This is a genomic window from Streptomonospora wellingtoniae (genome assembly GCF_031845375.1).
Taxonomy (GTDB): Bacteria; Actinomycetota; Actinomycetes; order Streptosporangiales; family Streptosporangiaceae; genus Streptomonospora; species Streptomonospora wellingtoniae.
In genome coordinates this window covers 65,335-85,196 of sequence record NZ_JAVREK010000002.1, presented here as the reverse complement: position 1 = coordinate 85,196, position 19,862 = coordinate 65,335, and the positions used below count along the sequence as shown (strand labels likewise).

The 19,862-nt window shown below is 73.0% G+C and carries 18 protein-coding genes; 7 read left to right on the top strand and 11 right to left on the bottom strand.

Annotation, left to right across the window (positions count from 1 at the left end):
* Positions 1 to 2: 2 nt before the first annotated feature.
* From RM446_RS02185 to RM446_RS02170, 4 genes are all read right to left on the bottom strand, one after another.
* Positions 3 to 740, bottom strand: a complete 738-nt coding sequence (locus tag RM446_RS02185; protein ID WP_311543356.1) for an anti-sigma factor — start codon at positions 738 to 740, stop codon at positions 3 to 5.
* A complete protein-coding gene (gene sigK, locus RM446_RS02180) occupies positions 737 to 1,339 on the bottom strand; it encodes an ECF RNA polymerase sigma factor SigK (protein WP_311543355.1) in 603 nt (200 codons plus the stop codon). Before sigK ends, RM446_RS02185 begins: the two co-directional genes overlap by 4 nt.
* 89 nt (positions 1,340 to 1,428) lie before the next feature.
* Entirely contained in the window at positions 1,429 to 2,091 is a 663-nt protein-coding gene (locus tag RM446_RS02175; protein WP_311543354.1) for a fasciclin domain-containing protein, read from the bottom strand.
* A gap of 86 nt (positions 2,092 to 2,177) precedes the next feature.
* On the bottom strand, positions 2,178 to 3,917 hold the full coding sequence (locus RM446_RS02170; protein ID WP_311543353.1) for a molybdopterin-dependent oxidoreductase: 1,740 nt from the start codon (positions 3,915 to 3,917) through the stop codon (positions 2,178 to 2,180).
* Positions 3,918 to 4,378: 461 nt separating this feature from the next.
* On the opposite strand from RM446_RS02170, the gene RM446_RS02165 reads away from it, so the two are divergent.
* The 4 genes from RM446_RS02165 (at position 4,379) to RM446_RS02150 (ending at position 9,156) form a co-directional block, all read left to right on the top strand.
* Positions 4,379 to 5,536 carry a polyprenyl synthetase family protein gene (locus RM446_RS02165; protein WP_311543352.1) on the top strand — a complete coding sequence of 386 codons (1,158 nt, stop codon included), beginning with the start codon at positions 4,379 to 4,381 and terminating at the stop codon, positions 5,534 to 5,536.
* 97 nt (positions 5,537 to 5,633) lie between these two features.
* The gene (crtI, locus tag RM446_RS02160; RefSeq protein WP_311543351.1) at positions 5,634 to 7,154 is read left to right on the top strand and encodes a phytoene desaturase family protein; all 1,521 of its coding nucleotides are present in this window, start codon (positions 5,634 to 5,636) and stop codon (positions 7,152 to 7,154) included.
* Complete coding sequence (locus tag RM446_RS02155) at positions 7,151 to 8,098, top strand: phytoene/squalene synthase family protein (protein WP_311543350.1); 948 nt, start codon at positions 7,151 to 7,153, stop codon at positions 8,096 to 8,098. The genes crtI and RM446_RS02155 overlap by 4 nt, the downstream gene beginning before the upstream one ends.
* A 53-nt stretch (positions 8,099 to 8,151) precedes the next feature.
* Positions 8,152 to 9,156 carry a DUF5914 domain-containing protein gene (locus RM446_RS02150; RefSeq protein WP_311543599.1) on the top strand — a complete coding sequence of 335 codons (1,005 nt, stop codon included), beginning with the start codon at positions 8,152 to 8,154 and terminating at the stop codon, positions 9,154 to 9,156.
* On the opposite strand, the gene RM446_RS02145 is transcribed toward RM446_RS02150, so the two are convergent.
* On the bottom strand, positions 9,120 to 10,694 hold the full coding sequence (locus RM446_RS02145) for an FAD-dependent oxidoreductase (RefSeq protein ID WP_311543349.1): 1,575 nt from the start codon (positions 10,692 to 10,694) through the stop codon (positions 9,120 to 9,122). The genes RM446_RS02150 and RM446_RS02145 overlap by 37 nt on opposite strands.
* Positions 10,691 to 11,431, bottom strand: a complete 741-nt coding sequence (locus tag RM446_RS02140; protein ID WP_311543348.1) for a class I SAM-dependent methyltransferase — start codon at positions 11,429 to 11,431, stop codon at positions 10,691 to 10,693. Before RM446_RS02140 ends, RM446_RS02145 begins: the two co-directional genes overlap by 4 nt.
* Before the next feature lie 52 nt (positions 11,432 to 11,483).
* Here RM446_RS02140 and RM446_RS02135 point away from each other — a divergent pair, with 52 nt between their 5' ends.
* A complete protein-coding gene (locus tag RM446_RS02135) occupies positions 11,484 to 12,671 on the top strand; it encodes a lycopene cyclase family protein (RefSeq protein WP_311543347.1) in 1,188 nt (395 codons plus the stop codon).
* A gap of 84 nt (positions 12,672 to 12,755) precedes the next feature.
* Here RM446_RS02135 and RM446_RS02130 read toward each other — a convergent pair whose 3' ends face one another.
* The 5 genes from RM446_RS02130 to RM446_RS02110 form a co-directional block, all read right to left on the bottom strand.
* A complete protein-coding gene (locus RM446_RS02130) occupies positions 12,756 to 13,397 on the bottom strand; it encodes a response regulator transcription factor (RefSeq protein ID WP_311543346.1) in 642 nt (213 codons plus the stop codon).
* Entirely contained in the window at positions 13,390 to 14,748 is a 1,359-nt protein-coding gene (locus RM446_RS02125; protein WP_311543345.1) for a sensor histidine kinase, read from the bottom strand. The genes RM446_RS02130 and RM446_RS02125 overlap by 8 nt, the downstream gene beginning before the upstream one ends.
* Before the next feature lie 2 nt (positions 14,749 to 14,750).
* Positions 14,751 to 15,449, bottom strand: coding sequence for an ABC transporter permease (locus RM446_RS02120; protein WP_311543344.1), 699 nt, complete (start codon positions 15,447 to 15,449; stop codon positions 14,751 to 14,753).
* Between the two features lie 89 nt (positions 15,450 to 15,538).
* Positions 15,539 to 16,465: an ABC transporter ATP-binding protein gene (locus RM446_RS02115; protein WP_311543343.1), complete on the bottom strand. Its 927-nt coding sequence runs from the start codon at positions 16,463 to 16,465 to the stop codon at positions 15,539 to 15,541.
* Positions 16,466 to 16,655: 190 nt separating this feature from the next.
* Positions 16,656 to 17,333, bottom strand: coding sequence for a TetR/AcrR family transcriptional regulator (locus RM446_RS02110; protein ID WP_311543342.1), 678 nt, complete (start codon positions 17,331 to 17,333; stop codon positions 16,656 to 16,658).
* 158 nt (positions 17,334 to 17,491) lie between these two features.
* On the opposite strand from RM446_RS02110, the gene RM446_RS02105 reads away from it, so the two are divergent.
* Both RM446_RS02105 and RM446_RS02100 read left to right on the top strand, forming a co-directional pair.
* Entirely contained in the window at positions 17,492 to 19,378 is a 1,887-nt protein-coding gene (locus RM446_RS02105) for a sodium:solute symporter family protein (RefSeq protein WP_311543341.1), read from the top strand.
* Positions 19,379 to 19,628: 250 nt separating this feature from the next.
* Positions 19,629 to 19,781, top strand: coding sequence for a hypothetical protein (locus RM446_RS02100; RefSeq protein ID WP_311543340.1), 153 nt, complete (start codon positions 19,629 to 19,631; stop codon positions 19,779 to 19,781).
* Positions 19,782 to 19,862 lie beyond the last annotated feature (81 nt).

Sequence of the window (19,862 nt, the reverse complement as noted above, 5' to 3'; positions counted from 1 at the left end):
TGTCAGCTGCTCAACGGCATCTGCATCATCGGTTCACTCGTGGGCTGAGCGGAGCCGCCCTCGGGTTCGACGGTGACCGCGATGCCTTCGGCTTCACCGATGCCGGCGGCCAGCAGCGGGCGGACCTCGCCGCCCGGATCGACCCGGAGCAGACCGGCAGAACGCACCGAGCCGTCCGGGTCGGCGAGCCAGAGCTGGTAGTCCTGCTCGCTCAGCGGCTCCAGTCCTTGGGCGCTGAAGACCAGGTCGCCCCGGTTCTCGGAGGACACCGCCGTCACCGCGACCCCCTCGGCGGGCTGAGCGCTGGCCACTTCGGCGTCGGGCGCCGACAGCACCGCGGCGATCGACTCCTCGTTCTCTTCGAGCTGGGCGATCTGGCGCTGCTGCCAGGCGACCACCCCGCCCAGCGCCAGCACCACGGCCAGGCACGCGGCCAGCACCAGGCCGCCGCCCCAGCGCCACCACCGCGAGCGGGGCGCCGCCCAGCGGGTTTCGGCCGGAGCGAGCTGGCGGGTCCGGGAGACCTCCTCCAGGACGCGGCGGCGCAGGTCCTCCGGCGGTGTCCGGGCGGTGGCGGCGCCCAGCAGAGCCGCCGTCTCGGTGAGCCCGCGCACCTCCTGGACGCAGGACTCGCAGTGGGCGAGGTGCTCCTCGAAGCGGCGCAGCTCGTCCTCGGGCAGGGCGTTGAGCGCGTAGGCGCCGGCGAGGGTGTGCAGATCTTGGCGCAGTCGGGACGTCACCACTCCACCCCCAAGCAGTCGCGCAGGCGGATCAGTCCGTCGCGCATCCGCGTCTTGACCGTTCCCAGCGGCGAGGACAGCAGCTTCGCCACCTCACGGTAGGTGTATCCGCCGTAGTAGGCCAGACGCACCGACTGGCTCTGCAGTTCCGTCAGCGTCTCCAGGCAGCGCCGGACGCGCTCGTGCTCCAACCGCCCGGTGGCCTCCTCCTCGACCTCGTCGTACGGGCTTCCGTCGCCGACAGCGGCGGCCCGCGCCTCGCGCTCGGTTGCCGCCTGCTCGGTGCGCACCCGGTCGACGGCCCGGCGGTGGGCCAGGGTCATCATCCACGCCTGCGGACTGCCGCGGTGCTCGTCGTAGCGGCAGGCCCAGCGCCACACCTCGACCATCACCTCCTGAGCGACCTCCTCCGACTGGGCGGGATCGCGCAGGATGCGCCGGACCAGTCCGTACACGGACGGACTCATGCGGTCGTAGACCTGCTCGAAGGCGCGTTCGTCCCCGCGGGCGACACGGCGCAGCAGGTCGCTCAGCCCTTCCCGTGGCGGCGCCTCCGGACCGGCATCGCCCGCCAGACGGGGCACGGCATCGTCGTTCATCGTCCTCGTTCCTGTCCCGATCCACTACCCGGGCGGGCCGTTTCCACCGCGCCGACCCGCCCGGGAGCCGAAATCAGGGCACTGGGCCCTCAGCTCTGCGGCATCAGGACGCCGTCGATGATGTAAACCGTGGCGTTGGCGGTCTGCACGTTGCCGCAGACCACCCCGGCCTCGCCGTTGACCGTGTAGTCCTCGCCGGAACCCGAGGTCTCGACCTTGTCGCCCTGGAGCGAGGTGAAGGACCCGTCCTCGAGCTCGTCGGGGGCGTGCTTGCCTTCGACGACGTGGTAGGTCAGCACCTCGGTGAGCTGCTCCTTGTCCTCAAGCAGCGCGTTCAGGTCCTCTTCGGGAATCGCCTCGAACGCGGAGTTGGCCGGGGCGAACACGGTGATGTCCTCGGCTCCGTTCAGGGTATCGACCAGATCGGCCTGGGACACGGCGTCGACCAGTGTCGACAGCGCCGGGTTGTTGGACGCCGCGGTGGCGACCGGGTCCTCGGCCATGCCGGAGAAGCTGCCTGCACCGTCCTCGGGCACGTCGGCGCAGGCCGGGCCGAACGGCTCGTCCATCGCCGCGTCGGTGCCCCCGGTTTCGGCCGGCTCCTCGCTCGCTCCCCCGCTGCCGCCCGAGCCGGCGTTCTGCTCGTCGCCGCCTTCGGACATGCCGCCGCAGGCGGACAGCCCCAGTGCCAGAACGGCGACGGCCGAAGCGATTCCGAACCTGTTGGCGTTCTTGGCGTTGATGGTGTCCATGATGATCCTCGTTCCTTGACTGATTCGTCGTTCATTTGCGGTCGGGGCAGGGTGCGGGCGGTGCGTACAGGGCGCCCGCGGGGTGCTCACACCGTGGTGATCTGCACGGAATGCCAGCCCGAGGCCCCGTCGGGGATGGGCTCGACACGTTTACTGGTCTGCGTGTATCCGCTGTTGTCGGTGGCGCGGACTTCGAAGGTGTGGCGTCCCGGGCGCAGGTCGAACTCCCCGCTCCACTGCACCCAGGTGTCGATCCCGGGCACCTCGGCGAGGCGGGCCTCGCGCCAGGTCCCTCCGTCGACCCGCACCTCCACCACCTCGATCCCGCGCCGCTGCGCCCAGGCGACGCCGGCGACCGTGGTCGGGCCCGCCTTGGTCTCCTCCAGCGGCCGCGGCACGTCGATGCGCGACATGGTCTTGATCGGCGCCTTGAGCGCCCATCCGCGCTGCGCCCAGTAGGCGCGCGCGTCGGCGAAGCGCGTGAGGCGGATGTCGGTGACCCACTTGGTGGCGCTGACGAAGCCGTAGAGGCCGGGCACCACCATCCGCACCGGGAATCCGTGCGCGAAGGGCAGGGGCTCGCCGTTCATCGCCACGGCGAGGATCGCGTCGCGGCCGTCGAGGACCGCCTCGGTGGGGGTGCCGCAGGTCCAGCCGTCCTGCGAGGTGCTCAGGACCTGGTCGGCGCCGCTGTGCACGCCCGCTTCGCGCAGCAGGTCGTCCAGTCGCACGCCCAGCCACCGGGTGTTGCCGGCCAGATCGCCGCCGACCTGGTTGGATACGCAGGTCAGAGCGGTGTCGGACTCGATCAGCGCTCGCCGGAGCAGTGCGTCGTAGTCGAGTTCGACAGGCCTGTCGACCATGCCGTGGATCCGCAGCCGCCACCGGTCCGGATCGACGCGCGGCACCGTCAGGGCGGTGTCGATGCGGTAGAAGTCCGGATTGGGCGTGGTGAACGGAGGGAGTCCGGGCACGGCGAGATCAGTGCCGTTCGGCAGCGGCGGCAGCGGAGCGGCGGCCGCGGGCAGCCGCAGCGCTGCGCGCTTGTCGGCGACACCGCGCCCGGAGGCGAAGAAGCGCCCGATACCGCCGGAGGCGGCCGCCACGGCCAGGACCCCGGCACCGGTGGCCAGGAAGCGCCGGCGCGAAGCCGCCTCGGCCGCGGTCCCCGCAGCACGCGCGGCAAGGCCGCGATGCTTCGGGGACCGGTGCGGGTAGCCACCACCGGGTTCGCCGCTGGCACCGGAGCGGGAGGTCCCGCCGCTTCGGGCGCCGGCCCCTCCAGCGGCACCCGAAGCGGCGGATGGGGCCCCGTAGGCGGACGGGACGAAGACGCCGCCGACGGGACCGGTCGGCCGCGCCGTCCGGCGCAGCGAGGACAGCAGGAGCAGCAGAGCCGCCTCACCCGCGAGCGCTCCCGCGAGCACGGGGACCACCGCCAGCGGTTCGTCCGTTCGGCGCACGGTCACGGCAAGGGCACCCGCCGCCGCGAACACCGCGAGCCCGATGTAGCCCGTCAGAGGGCGGCGGAGTGCGAGTGCGCCCAGGACCGCCGACAGGAGCGCGACGGCCGAGTACACCCCTGTCAGCAGCGCGATCTTGTCGTAGGTCCCGAAGAGCGCGATCGCGAGGTCCTTGGCCCACGACGGGCTGTTGTCGACCAGGGCGTCACCGACGACGATCACGGGCGACGACGTGCCGGCAAGGCCGGCGGCCAGTTCACCGACTCCCAGAGCCGTCCCGGCAGCGAGGAGCCCGGCGACCGCTCCCGCCGCACGCGGGCGCGGTACGGCCGACCGGGTGACGTCCTGTCCTGTGGTGCTCACACCGGGGATTCGGCGCCCCGGGAGCGCCGGATTGGTGGCAGGCGGATTTTCCCGTCGATCTTTCAGCCATCGCGAAGGAAAGCGATTTCCACTTGCGATGGATACAAGATCGCCGGTGCTGCGACGGGCGAGAGTCCCGGCATCGCTCGGCGTGCCGGGGGCGCCCGGCGCGGCCGCCCGCCGATATTCTCGGGCTCTTCCTCGGAGAAACCGCCAGGGAGGCCGGTATCGCTTCGCGGGGCTCCGGGTGGTCACCAGCGGTAGGAGGGCGCGTACGCCGAGTGACCTACGGGTGTTCACCTCGCGATGGGCCACCGTGGTGCGGGGCACGAGCACGCGGTGCTCGCAGCGGCCGACGGCGCAGGCGAGCGCACCGGCGGTGATCCGCACGCGCACGAACGGCTGCCGTTCGACCGAACCCGGTAGAGCGACACACGCGACCGCTTGTCCAGGAGGCCGGCATGACGACACCCCGACCGGGCGTGTGGACCCCGGGCGCTCGACAGCAGCGCGACGAGCCCCGCTCCGCGGCGCTTCGGGACGGTGCTCTGCATGAGGCCGTCCTCGGCCACCTCGAGGACTTCCTGGGACGGCGGAGTCTCACCGTTCTCGGCCTGGACGCGGATTTCGCCGATGAGGTCTTCGACCGCCTGGCCCGGTTCGTCCTCGACGGAGGCAAGCGGATCCGGCCGACCTTCGCCTGGTGGGGCTGGCGCGCCGCGGGCGGCGCCGAGGACGGCCCTGAGGCCGCCGCTGCGCTGCGCGCCGCCTCGGCGCTGGAGCTCGTCCAGGCGTTCGCGTTGCTCCAGGACGACGTCATGGACAGGTCCGCCGTTCGGCGCGGCAGGCCCGCCGTCCATGTGGAGTTCGCGAACGAGCACCGCTCGCAGGGATGGTTCGGCGACCCCGACCGCTACGGAGAGAGCGCGGCCGTGCTCGCCTCCGATCTGGCCCTGGTCTGGGCAGAGGACATGTTCACCGGGGCCCTGCGCCACATGCCCGACGCCCGGGAGCGGGCACGCGAACCCTGGCTGGCCATGCACACGGAGATGGTGGTGGGCCAGTTCCTGGACCTGCGCTCCCAGGTCCGGTCCGACGCGGCGGAATCCACCCCGCTGCGGGTCAACCGGCTCAAGACGGCTGCCTACAGCGCCGAGCGCCCGCTGCACCTGGGGGCGTCTCTGGCCGATGCGAGCGAGGAGACCGTCTCGGCCCTGCGCAGGTACGGGGAGGCGATCGGTTCCGCCTACCAGCTGCGCGACGACCTGCTCGACCTGTACGGCGAAACCGCGCGGACGGGCAAGGCGGTCGGCGCCGATCTGCGGGAGGGCAAGCGCACTCTGATCCTGGCCGTGGGACTGCGGCGAGCACGCGAACGCGGGGACCGCGACGCGGTGCAGACGCTGGACTCCGCGATCGGCGACCCCGGACTCACCGACGCCGACGTGCGCACCGTCGCCGACCTCTTGGCGGCTCTGGGCGCCAGGAAAGCCGTGGAACAGCGTCTCGCCGCGCTCCTGGACCAGGGGACCGGCTGCCTGACGGACGCGCCCATCACCCCGGTGGCGCGCGAGGAGCTCCGGCGCCGGGCCCACGGGGCGATCGCGCGCATGACGTGAAACACCGGAAGCGCGCCCTGCCGCCGACAGCAACGCGCCCACCGGCACACCGCCCGGCTGCGCGTCCTCCGACACTCCCCGACAGAGAAGAGGGGCCATGAAGCAGAGCCCGCCGCAGACGCCTCCCCTTCCGGGACGCACCGACCACGTCGTGGTCGTCGGCGCCGGCCTGTCCGGACTCTCGGCCGCGCTGCACCTGCTGGGGGCCGGACGGTCCGTGGCGATCGTCGAACGCGAGGAGCATCCGGGCGGGCGCGCCGGGCGCCTGGACGTAGACGGCTTCCGCATGGACACCGGACCCACGGTGCTGACCATGCCGCACCTGATCGACGAGGCCCTGTCGGCCGTGGGCGACTCCCTCGACCGCCGCCTGGACCTCGTCCGGCTCGACCCCGCCTACCGCGCCCGCTTCGCCGACGGATCCACCATCGACGTGCACACGGACGCGGAGTCGATGGCCGAGGAGGTCGCCCGCACGGCCGGTGGCCGGGACGCCCTGGGCTACCTGCGCCTGCGCGCCTGGCTGAGCCGGCTGTACCGGCTCCAGATGCGCTCGTTCATCGACGCGAACTTCGACTCGCCGCTGCAGCTGCTCACCCCGGAGCTCGCGCACCTGGCCGCCATGGGAGGTTTCGGGCGCCTCGCACCGACGATCGGGCGCTTCGTCTCCGACGACCGCCTGCGCCGGATCTTCTCGTTCCAGTCCCTCTACGCCGGCGTGGCCCCGCAGCGGGCGCTGGCGGCCTATGCGGTCATCGCCTACATGGACACCGTCGCGGGCGTGTACTTCCCCCGCGGCGGCATGCGGGCGCTGAGCGACGCGCTCGCCGACGCCGTGGCCGCCGCCGGAGGGACCCTCCACTACGGCCAGGAGGTGCGGCGCCTGGTGCGCCGCGGCGACAGGATCACGGCGGTCGAGACGGCTGCGGGCCTGCGGCTCGACTGCGACGCCGTGGTGCTCACCCCCGACCTGCCCATGTCCTACCGCCTGCTCGGGCGAACCCCGTGGCGCCCGGTCCCGTTGCGGTTCTCCCCCTCGGCCGTGGTCCTGCACGCCGGGGTCGACGGCGCGTGGTCCCAGACGCCGCACCACACCCTCTCCTTCGGCGCCGCGTGGGAGAGGACCTTCGACGAGATCTGCCGGCGCGGCACCACGATGAGCGACCCCTCCCTGCTCATCACCCGCCCCACGGCCACGGACGCCGCGCTGGCGCCCCCGGGGCGCCAGCTGTTCTACGTGCTGGCGCCGTGCCCCAACCTGCGCACCGGCGGTATCGATTGGCGGCGCGCGGCGGACGGATACCGCGACAGCCTCGTCCGGGCGCTGGAGCGGCGAGGGCTGGAGGGTTTCGGGTCCGCGATCGTGACCGAGCGGCTGACCACTCCGCTGGACTGGTCCCGCGCAGGCATGGCCTACGGCACGCCCTTCGCCACGGCGCACACGTTCACCCAGACGGGCCCGTTCCGGCCGCGCAACCGCGTATCGGGCACCGTCAACGCAGTCCTGGCCGGGTGCGGTACCACGCCGGGGGTCGGCCTCCCCACGGCCCTGGTGTCCGGGAAACTGGCGGCCGCCCGGATCGCGGGCGCGGCGGCCGTGGGGAAGGCGGCGCGGTGACGGGGAGGGCGGCGGCCGCCGAGCTCGACGCGGCGGGCATCACCGACACCGCGCTGCGCCGCGACTACGCGTGCAGCCGCGCACTGCACGCACGGCACGGGCGCACCTACTACCTGGCGACCCGGATACTCCCCGCCGGGCGCAGACCCGGAGTCCACGCCCTGTACGGATTCGCCCGCTGGGTCGACGACATGATCGACGAACCCGAACCGGGGCAGACCACCGAGCACAGCGCGGTGCTGCTCGACGGGGTCGAGCGTGATCTGGACGCGGCCCTGGCCGGCAGTCGGGCGCAGGCTCCGCCGGTGCGGGCCCTGGCCGACACCGCCCGGCGCTACTCGATCCCCGCTGAGTACTTCGCCGCGTTCATGAGGTCCATGCGCGCGGACCTGACCGTCACCGACTACGCCGACTACGCCGAACTCAGCGACTACATGTACGGCTCCGCCGCTGTGATCGGCCTGCAGGTGCTACCGGTCCTGGGCACCGTGGTGCCCCGGTCCGAAGCCGCGCCGCACGCGGCGGCGCTGGGTACGGCGTTCCAGCTGACCAACTTCCTGCGCGACCTCGCCGAGGACCTCGACCGGGGGAGGGTCTACCTTCCCGCCGACGTGCTCGCCCGCCACGGCGTCGACCGCGGCCTGCTGATGCGCTGCCGCCGCACACGCGTCCAGGACGCCCGTGTGCGCAGGGCTCTGGCGGACGTGGTCGCCCTCAACCGCGCGGTCTACCGCGAGGCCGAGCCGGGGTGCGCGATGCTCTCCGCGGTCGCGCGGCCGTGTGTCGAAACGGCCCTGCTGCTGTACCGGGGCATCCTGGACGAGATCGAGGAAGCCGACTACGACGTCTGGTCGCGGCGCCACCGCGTCGCGCGCTCCCGCCGTGTGCGCACCGCGGTGCCGGCGCTGGCCCGGGCCCTGGCCGCACGCGGGTTCAGCGCGTGACCCGCCCTGGGGGTCCCCAGGCGGCGGCGCCGAGGATGTGGAGGATGCCGACCATGCCCCTGCCCGGATTCGAGCCCCGGCGGCTCCCGTTGCGCCGACTGCCCGCGACGCGGTGGAACGGCCAGCGCCCCACCTGGCGCGAGGCGTCGCCCGCGGTCATCGGCGCCGCTGTCGAGCGTGCGCTGGCCCGCCCGTCCGGAAACTGGTACGTGTTCGCCGCCAGCGCGGAGATCCGCCCGGACCGCCCGTTCGGGCGGATGGTCGCCGGCACCGAGATCGTCGCTTGGCGCGACGGCGAGGGGCGCCTGTACGCGGGGCCGGGCGCCTGCCCGCACCTGGGAGCCCCGCTGTGCCGGGGCGCCGTCGACTCGGGGAGGCTGCGGTGCCGCTGGCACGGCCTGGGCCTGGGGCCGGAGGGCTTCCCCGGGTGGCAGCCCTATCCCGCCTATGACGACGGGACGCTGGCGTGGGTCCGCCTGGACCGGGTCGGCGGCGAAGAGCCGCTCCCCCGCCCCGCCCTGCCCGAGCGGCCCGCGTCCGCCACCGCCCTCACGGCGGTGGAGAGCCTGGCCGGGCGCTGTGAACCCGAGGACGTGGTGGCCAACAGGCTCGACCCCTGGCACGGGTCGTGGTTCCACCCCTACTCGTTCGCGGGCCTGCGCGTCACCGAGACGGCGTCGGGAGGCGATCCGGACCCCGACCGGATGGTCGTCGAGGTGGCGTTCAAAGTCGCCGGCCGGTGGGGGGTGCCCGTGCGGGCCGCATTCAGCTGCCCGGAGCCGCGCACCGTGGCCATGCACATCATCGAAGGCGAGGGGGAGGGAAGCGTCGTGGAGACCCACGCGACCCCGTTGGGCGTGCGCGGCGGCGTCCCCTCGACAGCGATCATCGAGGCGACCATCGCCTACTCCGAACGGCCCGGCTTCGCCTTGGCGGCCCGCGCCGCGCCGGTGGTGCGCCCCCTGATGCGCGCGGCGGCCCGGCGCCTGTGGCGCGACGACATCTCCTACGCGGAACGGCGCTACGCGCTGCGCACGCCGGGCGGCAGGTCCGGCTGACCCCCGGAGCGCCCCCAGCGCGCCAGCGCCCGCACCGGTGCCCACCGCCCCCGGCGGGGCACGCTCCACATCCGGTGACCAGGCAGTCCCCACCCGGCCAACAGCTCGTTGGCGGCCATCAGCCCGCTGGTCGCGGCGCGCTCCATCAGGGCGACCGGGAGGTCCACGCGAACGTGGTCTCCCGCGACCACCAGCCCGGGCTCGGGGGTGGCGGGGGCCAGGCGGTGCTCGTAGCCGCCCGGCGGGAAGAGGGCGCAGTCCGCGCGGAGCTCGTGGCGCTGATCCACGACGGCCGCCCGCGCGGTCTCCGGGAAGACCCGGTGCAGCTGGTCGATCAGGCGCCGCCGCTCGACGTGCTCGTCGCAGGACTCCGGCAGCGCGTAGGCGTGCAGCTCCACGACCGAGCCGCCCGTGCGCCGCGCCCACCGGGCGGCCTCGTCCTCGAAGCGCTCCAGCACGCTGATGTTGTCCAGCGTGGGGTAGCCGGCGGTCCCGAGAAAACCGGGGCGCTGGGCGCGCACGGGGCGGTCCAGCCACAGCCGGCTCACCAGGAAGGGCGGGGCGCTGGGCACGGCGAGGGCCCGGCGGCGCCAGTCCCGCCCGCCCAGGGCCGGGGAGCCGGCGGTCAGGTGACGCAGGCCGGCGACGTCTGTGGCGAGGACGACGGCGTCGAACTCCTCGGCCGCCCCGCCCTCCGGGTGGACGGCGAAGCGGTGCCGTGTCCCCTGTGCAACGGCGCAGACGGGCGTCGAAAGCCGCTGCCGCGCTCCGAGGCGTGCGAGATAGGCGGACCAGGGCTTCCAGAAGGCGCGGGGGAAGGGCGCGTTGGCGACGTCGAACAGCAGGCCCTCGCTGGAGCCGAGGAAGTAGAGGTGGAACATGACGGCGAGCTCGGCCGCCGACAGCTGCGCGGGAGCGGCGAAGAAGCTGCGCGAGAACACCTCGAAGGCCAGGTGCCGCGCCCGCGGGGGAAAGCGGATCGCCTCCAGCAGCGCGGGCGCGTCCCGGTGGTCCAGTCGCCGGTAGACGCCGGGAACGTCGACGTCCAGGAGCTGGAGGGCGGCGGCGAGGTTGACCCGGGCGAGTTCGCGGGCGGGGAAGCTCCGACTGCGAACGGCCAGCGCGACGGCGTTCAGCGGCGGCGAGTCGGGGAGCCCGGTGAAGCCGTCGCGCAGGCCGTTCGCGTGCACGAGCGGGTAGTCGGGCAGCGGGCTGAGCATGCCCAGGCCGGGGTCCAGGCGTGCCAGTAGCGCCCGCAGGTTGTAGTACTGGCGGAAGAAGGCGTGGAAACCGCGGCTCATCGTGGCGTCGCTGCCGTCGGCCAGGACGGTCGGCCACCCCCGCAGGCGCCCGCCGAGCCCGCTCTCGCGTTCGAAGACGGTGGTCGACACGCCGCGTTCGGCCAGGGCCGTCGCCGCGGCCAGTCCCGCGATGCCGCCGCCCACGACCGCCGCCCGCGGAGCGGCGGCGGGCCGGGCGGCCCGGGGCGCGGCGGGTGCGACCTCCTCGGCGCGGAGGTCGGCGGGAGCCCACGTCACCGCGGACCGGGGGCGGTGGGAACCGTGCCGGCGAAGGTGTGCACGATCCCTCGCTGCCAGCCGCCCAGCGCCAGGGTCCGGACGTTCTCCAGGCCCGCCTCGCGCATCCGCCGGCGCAAGCGGGCGGCACCGTCGAACTCCAGGACGCTGCGCCACAGGTAGCGGTACAGCGCGGACCGCCCGGTGACGACGCGCCCGAGCGGGATGATCACGCCCCAGCAGACCAGCGACCACACGCCGCGCGCCGCCGGGGAGTCGGCGACGGAGTACTCGTGCAGGACGATCCTGCCTCCCGGCTTGAGCAGGTCGCGCAGCGCCGCCAGGGCCGCATCGGGATCGGGGCAGTTGCGCAGCAGGTAGGCGGCGAAGACCGCGTCCGCGGGGCCGCCCAGGTCGCCCGCTGCCAGGTCTTCGGCGCGGGCGTGCACGAAGCGGACCCGGGGACCCCAGCGCTTGGCGCGGGCCCGGGCGAGCATGCCGTCGGAGGCGTCCACACCGATGATCTCGGCGCGGGGGAACGCGCGCGCCAGAGCGGCGGTGGAGGCGCCCGTTCCGCAGCCGAGGTCGAGTACGCGCAGTCCCTCCCCGCCCCGCAGGAGTCGGAGCCTGCGCGCCGACACGCGCAGGTGCCGGTGGTATCCCGGGTTCGCCGCGACGAGGCGGTCGTAGGACGCGGCGGCGCGGTCGAACTCGTCCCCCACCCCGCCGGCCTTCATTCCGCGGACCGTTCTGGTCATGATCCTCCGAGTCGCAGCGAAGGGAACCGGCCTCCGTGACAGGCTAACCGCCATGCGGGGATTCGACTTGCTCATCGTCGGTGCCGGCGCGGCCGGCCTCAGCCTGGCCCGCGCCGCCGCGGGGATCGTCCTGCCCGGCGTCGGCACGCCCCGGATCGCCCTCGTCGAACCGCCGGCCGGAGGACCGCGCTCACCGGACCGGACCTGGTGCTTCTGGGAGCGCGGCGCGGGCCCCTGGGACGCGGTCCTCGCGGCCCGGTGGGACACGGTGTCGGTCGTGTCCCCCTCGGGCGCCGGGCATGAGCAGGCGATCGGCCCCCAGTCCTACAAGATGCTCCGCTCCCGGGACTTCGACGAGTACGTCCGCGCGGGTCTGGGGCCCAACGTCCACCAGTACGCGGCGACGGTCACGGCGATCGACGACGGTGCCGACCATGCGACGGTCCATGCCGAAGGCGCCGACGGTTCGCCGGTGTCGCTCACGGCGCGCCGGGTCTTCGACTCCCGCCCGCCGACGGCGCTGCCCGCCGCCCGCACGACGCTCCTGCAGCACTTCCGCGGATGGTTCCTGCACACCGCGCACGACGCCTTCGACCCCGCGACGGCGCTGCTGATGGACCTGCGCACTCCCCAGCCCCGCAACGGCGTCTCGTTCGGCTATGTGCTCCCGCTCTCCTCCCGCGAGGCGCTGGTGGAGTACACCGAGTTCACCCGCCGGGTCCTGGACGACGAGGGCTATGATCAGGCTCTGCACCGCTACACCCAAGATGTGCTCGGCTTGGAGCGGTTCACGGTCGCGGCCTCCGAGCAGGGGGTCATCCCCATGACGGACGGACGCCTGCCGACACGGGCGGGCCGGTGCGTCTTCCGGCTGGGAGCGGCCGGCGGCGCGACCCGGCCGTCCACCGGATACACGTTCAGCGGTATCCAGCGCCAGGTCGCCTCGGTGGTGCGCGACCTGGAACGCGGCCGGCCCCCGACACCGCCGATCCCCCACAAGCGGCGGCACCTGGCCATGGACTCCGTGCTGCTACGCGCGCTGGACTCCGGGCGCCTGGACGGTGCGGCGTTCTTCGCCCGGCTGTTCGCGCGCAACGACATGCGGGACGTTCTGGACTTCCTGGACGGACGGGCGGTGCTGGGGCGCGAGCTCCTCGTGGCCGCGACTGCCCCCGTGGCGCCGATGTCGGTGACGGCCCTGGAGTGCGTGTTCCGGCCGTCTCCCCCGTCGATCTTGTAGCTATCGTGATGGAAAACGATTTCCGTTTGCGATGGCTACAAGATCGACGGGGCTGGGACGGGCCCGGCCGCGCGGTCACCCGGATCAGCCTTCGCCCGGGTCAAGCAGGCCCCGCCGGAAACCGGCGGCGACGGCGGCGGCACGGTCGCTGACGCCGAGCTTTCCGTAGATGTGCAGGACATGAGTCTTGACCGTGGCCTCGCTGATGAGCAGGCGCGCCGCCGCCTCACGGTTGGTGGAACCGTCGGCGATGAGCCGGAGGATCTCCAGCTCCCGCTCACTCAGGGAGGCGGCGGGTGCGCGGACCTTGCCGACCAGCCGGGCGGCCACCGCCGGGGAGAGCACGGTCTCGCCGCGCGCTGCCAGGCGGACGGCGCGCGTCAGCTCCTCGGGGAGGGCGTCCTTGAGGAGGTAGCCGGTGGCCCCGGCCTCGATGGCGGGACCGACGTCGCTGTCGGTCGCATACGTGGTCAGAACCAGAACCCGGGCCGGGAGTTGCAGCCTGGCCAGCTCGCGGATGGCCTCCACTCCGTGCGTGCCCGGCATCCGCAGGTCCATGAGGACCACGTCGGGTTCCAGGGACCGCGCGAGCCGGACGGCACGGGCGCCGTCGTCGGCCTCACCGACCACCTCGAACCCCGGATCACCCGTCAGCATGCCTTTGATGCCGTCGCGGACGACGGGGTGGTCGTCGGCGATCAGCACGCGGACGGGGGCTTCACTCACCGGGTTCCTCCCTGGGAACGGCGGGAACGGAGGCGGAGACCACCGTCCCCGCACCGGGTCTGGACTCGATCGCCAGGGTGCCCGCCAGGCGGGTCACCCGCTGCCGCATCGACGTCGTTCCGAACCCGCCGTCCGTGCCCCCGGGTGTGCGCCCGTGGGCTGCGCCCTCCTCCGGAGCCGGCTCCGCAGGCAGGGGCGGCCCGAAGCCCGCTCCGTCGTCGTGCACGTCCAGGAGGACCACGTCCTCCGCGTACGACAGGGTGACCCGGACCCGGGCTGCTTCGGCGTGCCTGGCCACATTGGCCAGGGCCTCCTGCACGGTGCGGAGGAGGGCCGCCTCGACCTCCCCGTGCAGCGGACGGACCGGGCCTGTGGCGGTGAAGTCGGCGGGCACCCCGTTGAGCCGGGACCACTCGGCCGTGAGGGCGGCCAGGGCGCCGGGCAGCGGAGCGGCCTGCAGGGGCGCCGGGCGCAGGGCGTGCACGGACCTGCGCGCCTCCGCCAGGTTCTCGCGGGCCAGACGTATGGCGTTGGCGGTTCGTATCCCCCGCTCGGCACGGTCGGCCTCCGCCGCGCCGGCGGGCCCGGTGCGGCCGCCGGCGGTTTCGCCGCCCTCTGCCCCGACCCGGTCCTCGGCGCGCTCGGCCGCCTGGAGCTGGGTGATGATGCCGACGAATCCCTGGGCCAGGGTGTCGTGGATCTCCCGAGCCATGCGCTCGCGTTCGTCGTGCGCCCCGGCCTCGCGGGCCTGCACCAGCAACTGGGCGTGCAGGCCCTCGTTCTCCCGGATGGTCTCCCGCAACCGCTCCACCATCCGCCGGCGCTCGTCGCTGCGGTCCGCGGTGACCTCGCCGACGAGGCTGAACACCGCGACCAGACCGGCCACGGAGGCGACGAAGAACAGGTAGAGGAGGACAGACGAGGGGGTGGGGTCGGGGAGGCCTCCCATATAGGCGGTGACGGTGACAGCAGCGGTGGCGGCCACCCCGACGAACCTCCACCGGCCGCGGAGGAACGTCCAGGAGTACACGTAGCCGACGAAGCCGAAGAACCCCGCGAACCAGATGCCGCGGGTGCTCAGCACCGCGATCATCACGATCAGGGCGGCGACGAAGGCGCCCATCGGCCTCGGGCGGGTGGTCCATTCGGGGTTGAGGCCGGTCATCGTCCACAGCAAGGCCGCGGTGAGGATGACGAGTCCGAGCGTCTCCAGCAGCCGCGCCGCGGAGAGGTCGCGCATGGCCAGGGTCAGGACGGTGGAGGCCGCCAGGAGGATGTAGGGCACGGAGGCCGTGAGGCGGCGCAGCCGCTCCTCCCGCAGGGCGAGGTCGCGTTCCGGCACCGTCTGCATACTCACTCCCAGCGGAAGAACCTGGCCGCGACCAGGCTGAGGCCTACGGCGTACACGGCCATGACGACCAGGGGCAGCGGCGCGGGGACGCCGCTCCAGACGTCGTGGAGGCTCTGCCTGAGTGCCCCCATCGGCGTGTACCCGCCGACCAGCGCGAGGATATCGGGCATCCGGTCGGCGGGCTGCATGAGTCCGCCCAGGTACGCCAGCGGGAAGAAGAGCAGCACCCCGAAGCCGTTGGCGGAGCGCCCGTTGGAGGCGAGCGCGGCGATGAGCAGGCCGACGGAGAACATCGCACCCGTGCCGCACAGGAAGACCGCCGCGAGCACCAGGGCCCCGGGCGCCCGGGCACCGAGGACGCCGATACCCACACCGAGCAGCAAGGAGACCGCCAGCACGGTCAGGACCAACTGCAGCAGGAGCTGAACGGCGAGCAGGCTGCCGGGGCGGACCGGAGTCACCGAGAGCCGGCGCAGGACGCCCCTTTCCCGGTAGGTGGCCAGAGTGGTCGGCAGCAGGTACAGGCCGACCAGGCCGATGGCCATGGTCACCGCCATCGGCAGCAGGACGGTGTCCCCCTCCGTGATCGCACCACCGAAGACCACGAGTATGAACAAGGGGATGAGCAGGGAGAACACGGCTCCCGGTTCGCGGACCAGGAGCTTGGTCTCGACGGTGGCGAGTTTGGCGAGGGTGTTCACGGCGGTTCTCCGTCCTATTGGGCGTCGTGCCGTCGGGGACCGGTCCGGTCCGGCGGGTCGCGGCGGTCGAGGCCTGAGCGGGGCCCGGCTCAGGCCTGCAGGGAGCGGCCGGTCAGCGCGATGAAGGCGTCGTCCAGGGTGCGCTTGTCGATGCGCAGGTCGCCGACGAGAATGCGCTCGCGGGCCAGGGAGGCGGTGACCGCGGAGGTGAAGTCGCCGCGCCCGACCACGACGACCAGGTCCGCGTCACGGGACACCGATGTCACCCCGTCGAGGCGCCCCAGCAGCCCTTCCGCATCGGGGACGCTCGCGTCACTCCCGTTCAGGAGCCGGAAGCTCATCCGGTACTCGGCGTCGACACCGTCGACCAGCCCCGCAGGACTGTCGAGGGCGACGACGGCTCCGCGATCGAGGACCGCGACCCTGTCGCACAGCTCCTCGACCTCGTCCATGAAGTGGCTGACCAGGACCACGGTCACGCCCTCGGCGCGGACCCGCTTGACCAGCTCCCAGGTGGCGCGGCGGGCCTGGGGGTCGAGCCCGGTGGTCAGCTCGTCGAGAAACGCCACCTTGGGGTCCCCGACCAGGGCCAGGGCGATGAACAGGCGCTGGCACTGCCCTCCGGAGAGCTTCCCGAACCGCACGTTCCTCTCGTCAGCAAGCCCCCACCGCTCCATCAGCCCGCGCCAGTCGCGGGCGCGCTCGTAGAACGAGGCGTAGAGGTCGAGCGCCTCCCACACCTTGATGTTCTCGGGCAGCCGGGTGTGCTGGAGCTGGACGCCGATGTGCTCCCGCAGCCGCCGACCCTGCCGCAGCGGATCCAGCCCGAGCACCCGAACCGATCCGGAGTCCTGCCGCCGCAGGCCCTCCACACACTCGACGGCGGTCGTCTTGCCGGCACCGTTGGGGCCGAGTATCCCGAACACCTCCCCCTCCTCCACGGAGAAGGAGACACGGTCCAGGACGACGCGGTCGCCGTACCTCTTGCGGAGCCCTTCGGCCTCGATGATCGCCATACCCACGAGCCTGGCCCACCGGCACCCCGGCGCGTATCGCCCGTCGGGCCCCGATCCGCCGGGAATCCGACCGACCCCCCGCATCCGCCGAACGGTGGATGCCGCCTCCCCCGGTCCGGTCGGTCGCTCCGGCCCCGCGCCGGAGGACCGCGGCGGGCGTGCCCACGGCGGCGGCTCGCCCCACCGGAGGTCAGGCACCCTCCGCCTGCTGCGCCCCCCGGACGCCGGGCGCGGCGGCCAGGCCTCCGATGAGCAGGTCGACGACGTCGTCGGCCAGTTCCGCCACCTCTTCGGCGGGCTGGCCCTCGATCTTGCGGTACCACATGTCGACGGCGTTCAGATTGCTCAGCAAGGTCCGGGCGGCCAGTGATCCGTCGACCCGGCGGAGCGAGCCGTCCCCCATGCCCTCGGCCACGACCCGGCGGAACATGCGCTCGTAGTCGCGCCTGAGCTCGTTGAGCGCGCTCAGCGCGTCGCGCTGGCGGATCTTCAGCTCCGCGGAGTCCTGAGCGCGTACGCCTTGGTGGACCACGTGGTGGTAGGCGAGGTCGGTCATGAGGTTGAGGAGGTGGGCGCGGGACATCGCCGCGAGTCGCTCGCGCCCGCTGCCGCCGCCCGCCGCGTGCGGCTCGACGCGGTCCCGGACCCGCCTCATGCCCTCCTCGTACACGGCCAGGAACACGTCGAACTTCGACCGGAAGTGGTAGTAGATCAGCCCTTTGGTGGCTCCTACCAGGTCGGCGATGTCGTCGAGGGTGGCACCGGCGAAGCCCCGGCGCATGAAGGCTTCGGCGCCCGCGTCCAGGATGCGGTGCCTGGCCTCCGGCGTCCCTCCGACGGCCCCGGTGTCCTGAGCGCTGATGCTCAACGATCCCCCTTCTGGCGGGTCGGCGGTGGGCCGCACCGCCCCGCCCCCTGAGAGTGCCGATACCGGCGAACGGTTGACTATTGTGTCCTGGAACACATAATACTGCGTAGTATGACAGACCGCACGGGGGAGGTCGGGCTCTAGGAGGATTGAGGCGCATGAACTCAGCGATCGTGTTCATCCTGATCTACTTCGCGCTGATGCTCGGTATCGGCTACTGGGCGAGGTCGAAGGTGAAGTCGTCGAGGGACTTCCTCGTCGCGGGTCAGACACTGGGCTTCTTGGTGATGGCGGTCGGTACGTTCGCCTCCATCCAGAGCGGTTTCGGCATGATCGGCCACACCGCCAACACCTACGCATGGGGCGTGCAGGCGATCGTCGCAGCGGCGCTCTTCGTGCCCCTGGCCTTCGCACTGTCCTGGTTCCTGCTCGGAAGCCGGCTGTACCGGCTGGCGCGCGAGCACGACGTCTACTCGATTCCGGACGTGATCCGGCTCAGGTACCCGGGCCGTTCGGCCCATCTGGCCATGTCGGTGGCCATGTTCATCGGGGCGGTCGCCTACATGACCGCTCAGGTGACCGCGATCGGCGTGATCGTCGCCCTGATCTTCAACACCTCGACGACCACCGGTGCCCTGATCGGATCGCTCGTCGTCGCCCTCTACACGATCGTCGGCGGAATGCTCGCCGGCGCCTGGACCGACTTCATCCAGGGCATCCTCATGGTCGCCACGTCCCTCGGCATCTTCGTCGTCGCAACCAGCACCCTCGGCGGTTGGGGAGCGATGCTCGAAAGCATCGCCGCCCAGGACGTCTCGTTCCTGCGCATCGATGCGACCCAGCCGATGACGTGGATCTGGACCTTCGTGATCCTGGCCGTCCTCGGCGCCGCGGCACAGCCGCAGCTGATCACCAAGTTCCTGATGCTGCGTTCGCCCGCCGAACTGAAGTGGGGCGCCCTCGTCGCGGGCGTGGCCTACGCGGTGACGACCCTCTTCGCCCTCGGTGTGGGGCTGGCGACACGCGGACTGACCATGGACGGGCGGGCGCCCGAGCTGGAGAACATCGACAGCACCGCCACGTGGTTCCTGGACAACATGGTCTCCCCGACGTTCGCGGGATTCGTGCTCGCCGGGCTGCTCGCCGCGATCATGTCCAGCGCCAACTCCTTCATCGCCGTCGGAGCGTCGGCGCTGATGCGCGACGTCACCGGGGCGCTGGGGATCCGGGTCCGCAGGGAACTCCTCTGGGCACGTGCGGCCAGTGCGATCGTCGTCGCGTGTTCGCTGGTCTTCGCCCTCTACCTCTCCCAGGTGGTCTTCATCCTCGGCGCCATCGGCTGGGCGGCGTTCGCGGCCGCCATCTTCGGGCCGCTGGTCCTGGGCCTCTACTGGCGCCGCGCCACGGCGTCGGCCACCACCGCAGCCGTCGTCTTCGGCATCGTCGCGAACCTCGCGCTGACCGTTCTGACCGCCGAAGGCATGGTCACGCTGCCGGCGTACCTGCAGGGCGGCGGAGCGGTCGTCTGCCTCGGGATCCTGCTCTTCGTCGCCGTCTCCGTCGCGGCGCCCTCCCGGACGTCCTCGGAACGGTTCGTCGAGCTGGCCGGGGACCGGCCCGCGGGCCCGGACCGCGTCGACTCGCTGGTGGCCGCCACCTTCGCCACCATCGCGGCCGCGACCGCCGGAATGCTCTTCGACCTGTGGTTCCTGGTGTACTACGCCGTCCCCGTGCTGGCAGCGGTGTTCATGCTGATGGGCTCGCTCAACAGGCGCGACCTCTGGTCGCGGCCCATGGTCGGCCAGGTGGCCGCCTTCGGCGCCGCGCTCGTGGTGCTGTTCGCCGTCGCCCACGTGACGCTGGACGGCACAGGCACGCTGGGGGGCCTGCCCACCTCCACGGCGATCTTCCTCTACGTGGTCTGGCCGGTGACCGCGGTGGTGGCGCCGCTCCTCTACACCACCCTCTACCGCACCTGGCTCCGCCACGACCTGGAGGAGAGTCCGGGCCGCGACTCCGCGCGGCCGACCCGCACCGGCGAGTAGGAGCCCGGCCACGGGACCGAGGACGAAGGCCCCTGAACGGGTCGCGGCGCGCACCGGCCTGGTGCTGGCGGTCGTCGGCCGTCCTACTGTGCACCGCGGCGGCCACCCGGCCGGCTCCGGCCGGGGCCGCGGCGGCGCAGGTGGCCCAAGGTTTTCGACGGCGTCATCTCGGCCTATCCGGGTCAGCCGCGGGTGGCGGACGGGCCGGTGCGCGGGATCGGCCGGGGAGCGGACGGCGCTGCTGCGGGCGGTGTCCAGGACCGGGCTGGTCATACCGCCGGGAGCGTGGCTGGTCGCCGCCGCCCTCACCATCGTCCTGGCCGGCGCGGCACTGACCGCCCTGCCCGCATGGATTCACACCCGCAGCCCCGCCGGGCGCACCCTGGGCGCCGCGCCCGCCTGACACATCCGGGCCGCCGATCGCCCCTCGTCCTCGGCCGCCGGCGGCCTCCCGGTGACCGGACCGGGGCGGCCGGAACCGGCG

Coding starts and splice junctions, on each gene's coding strand:
- sigK (WP_311543355.1), bottom strand. CDS start 1,339: ATGAACGACGATGCCGTGCCCCGTCTGGCGGGCGATGCCGGTCCGGAG.
- RM446_RS02175 (WP_311543354.1), bottom strand. CDS start 2,091: ATGGACACCATCAACGCCAAGAACGCCAACAGGTTCGGAATCGCTTCG.
- RM446_RS02165 (WP_311543352.1), top strand. CDS start 4,379: ATGACGACACCCCGACCGGGCGTGTGGACCCCGGGCGCTCGACAGCAG.
- crtI (WP_311543351.1), top strand. CDS start 5,634: ATGAAGCAGAGCCCGCCGCAGACGCCTCCCCTTCCGGGACGCACCGAC.
- RM446_RS02150 (WP_311543599.1), top strand. CDS start 8,152: ATGCCCCTGCCCGGATTCGAGCCCCGGCGGCTCCCGTTGCGCCGACTG.
- RM446_RS02140 (WP_311543348.1), bottom strand. CDS start 11,431: ATGACCAGAACGGTCCGCGGAATGAAGGCCGGCGGGGTGGGGGACGAG.
- RM446_RS02135 (WP_311543347.1), top strand. CDS start 11,484: ATGCGGGGATTCGACTTGCTCATCGTCGGTGCCGGCGCGGCCGGCCTC.
- RM446_RS02125 (WP_311543345.1), bottom strand. CDS start 14,748: ATGCAGACGGTGCCGGAACGCGACCTCGCCCTGCGGGAGGAGCGGCTG.
- RM446_RS02115 (WP_311543343.1), bottom strand. CDS start 16,465: ATGGCGATCATCGAGGCCGAAGGGCTCCGCAAGAGGTACGGCGACCGC.
- RM446_RS02105 (WP_311543341.1), top strand. CDS start 17,492: ATGAACTCAGCGATCGTGTTCATCCTGATCTACTTCGCGCTGATGCTC.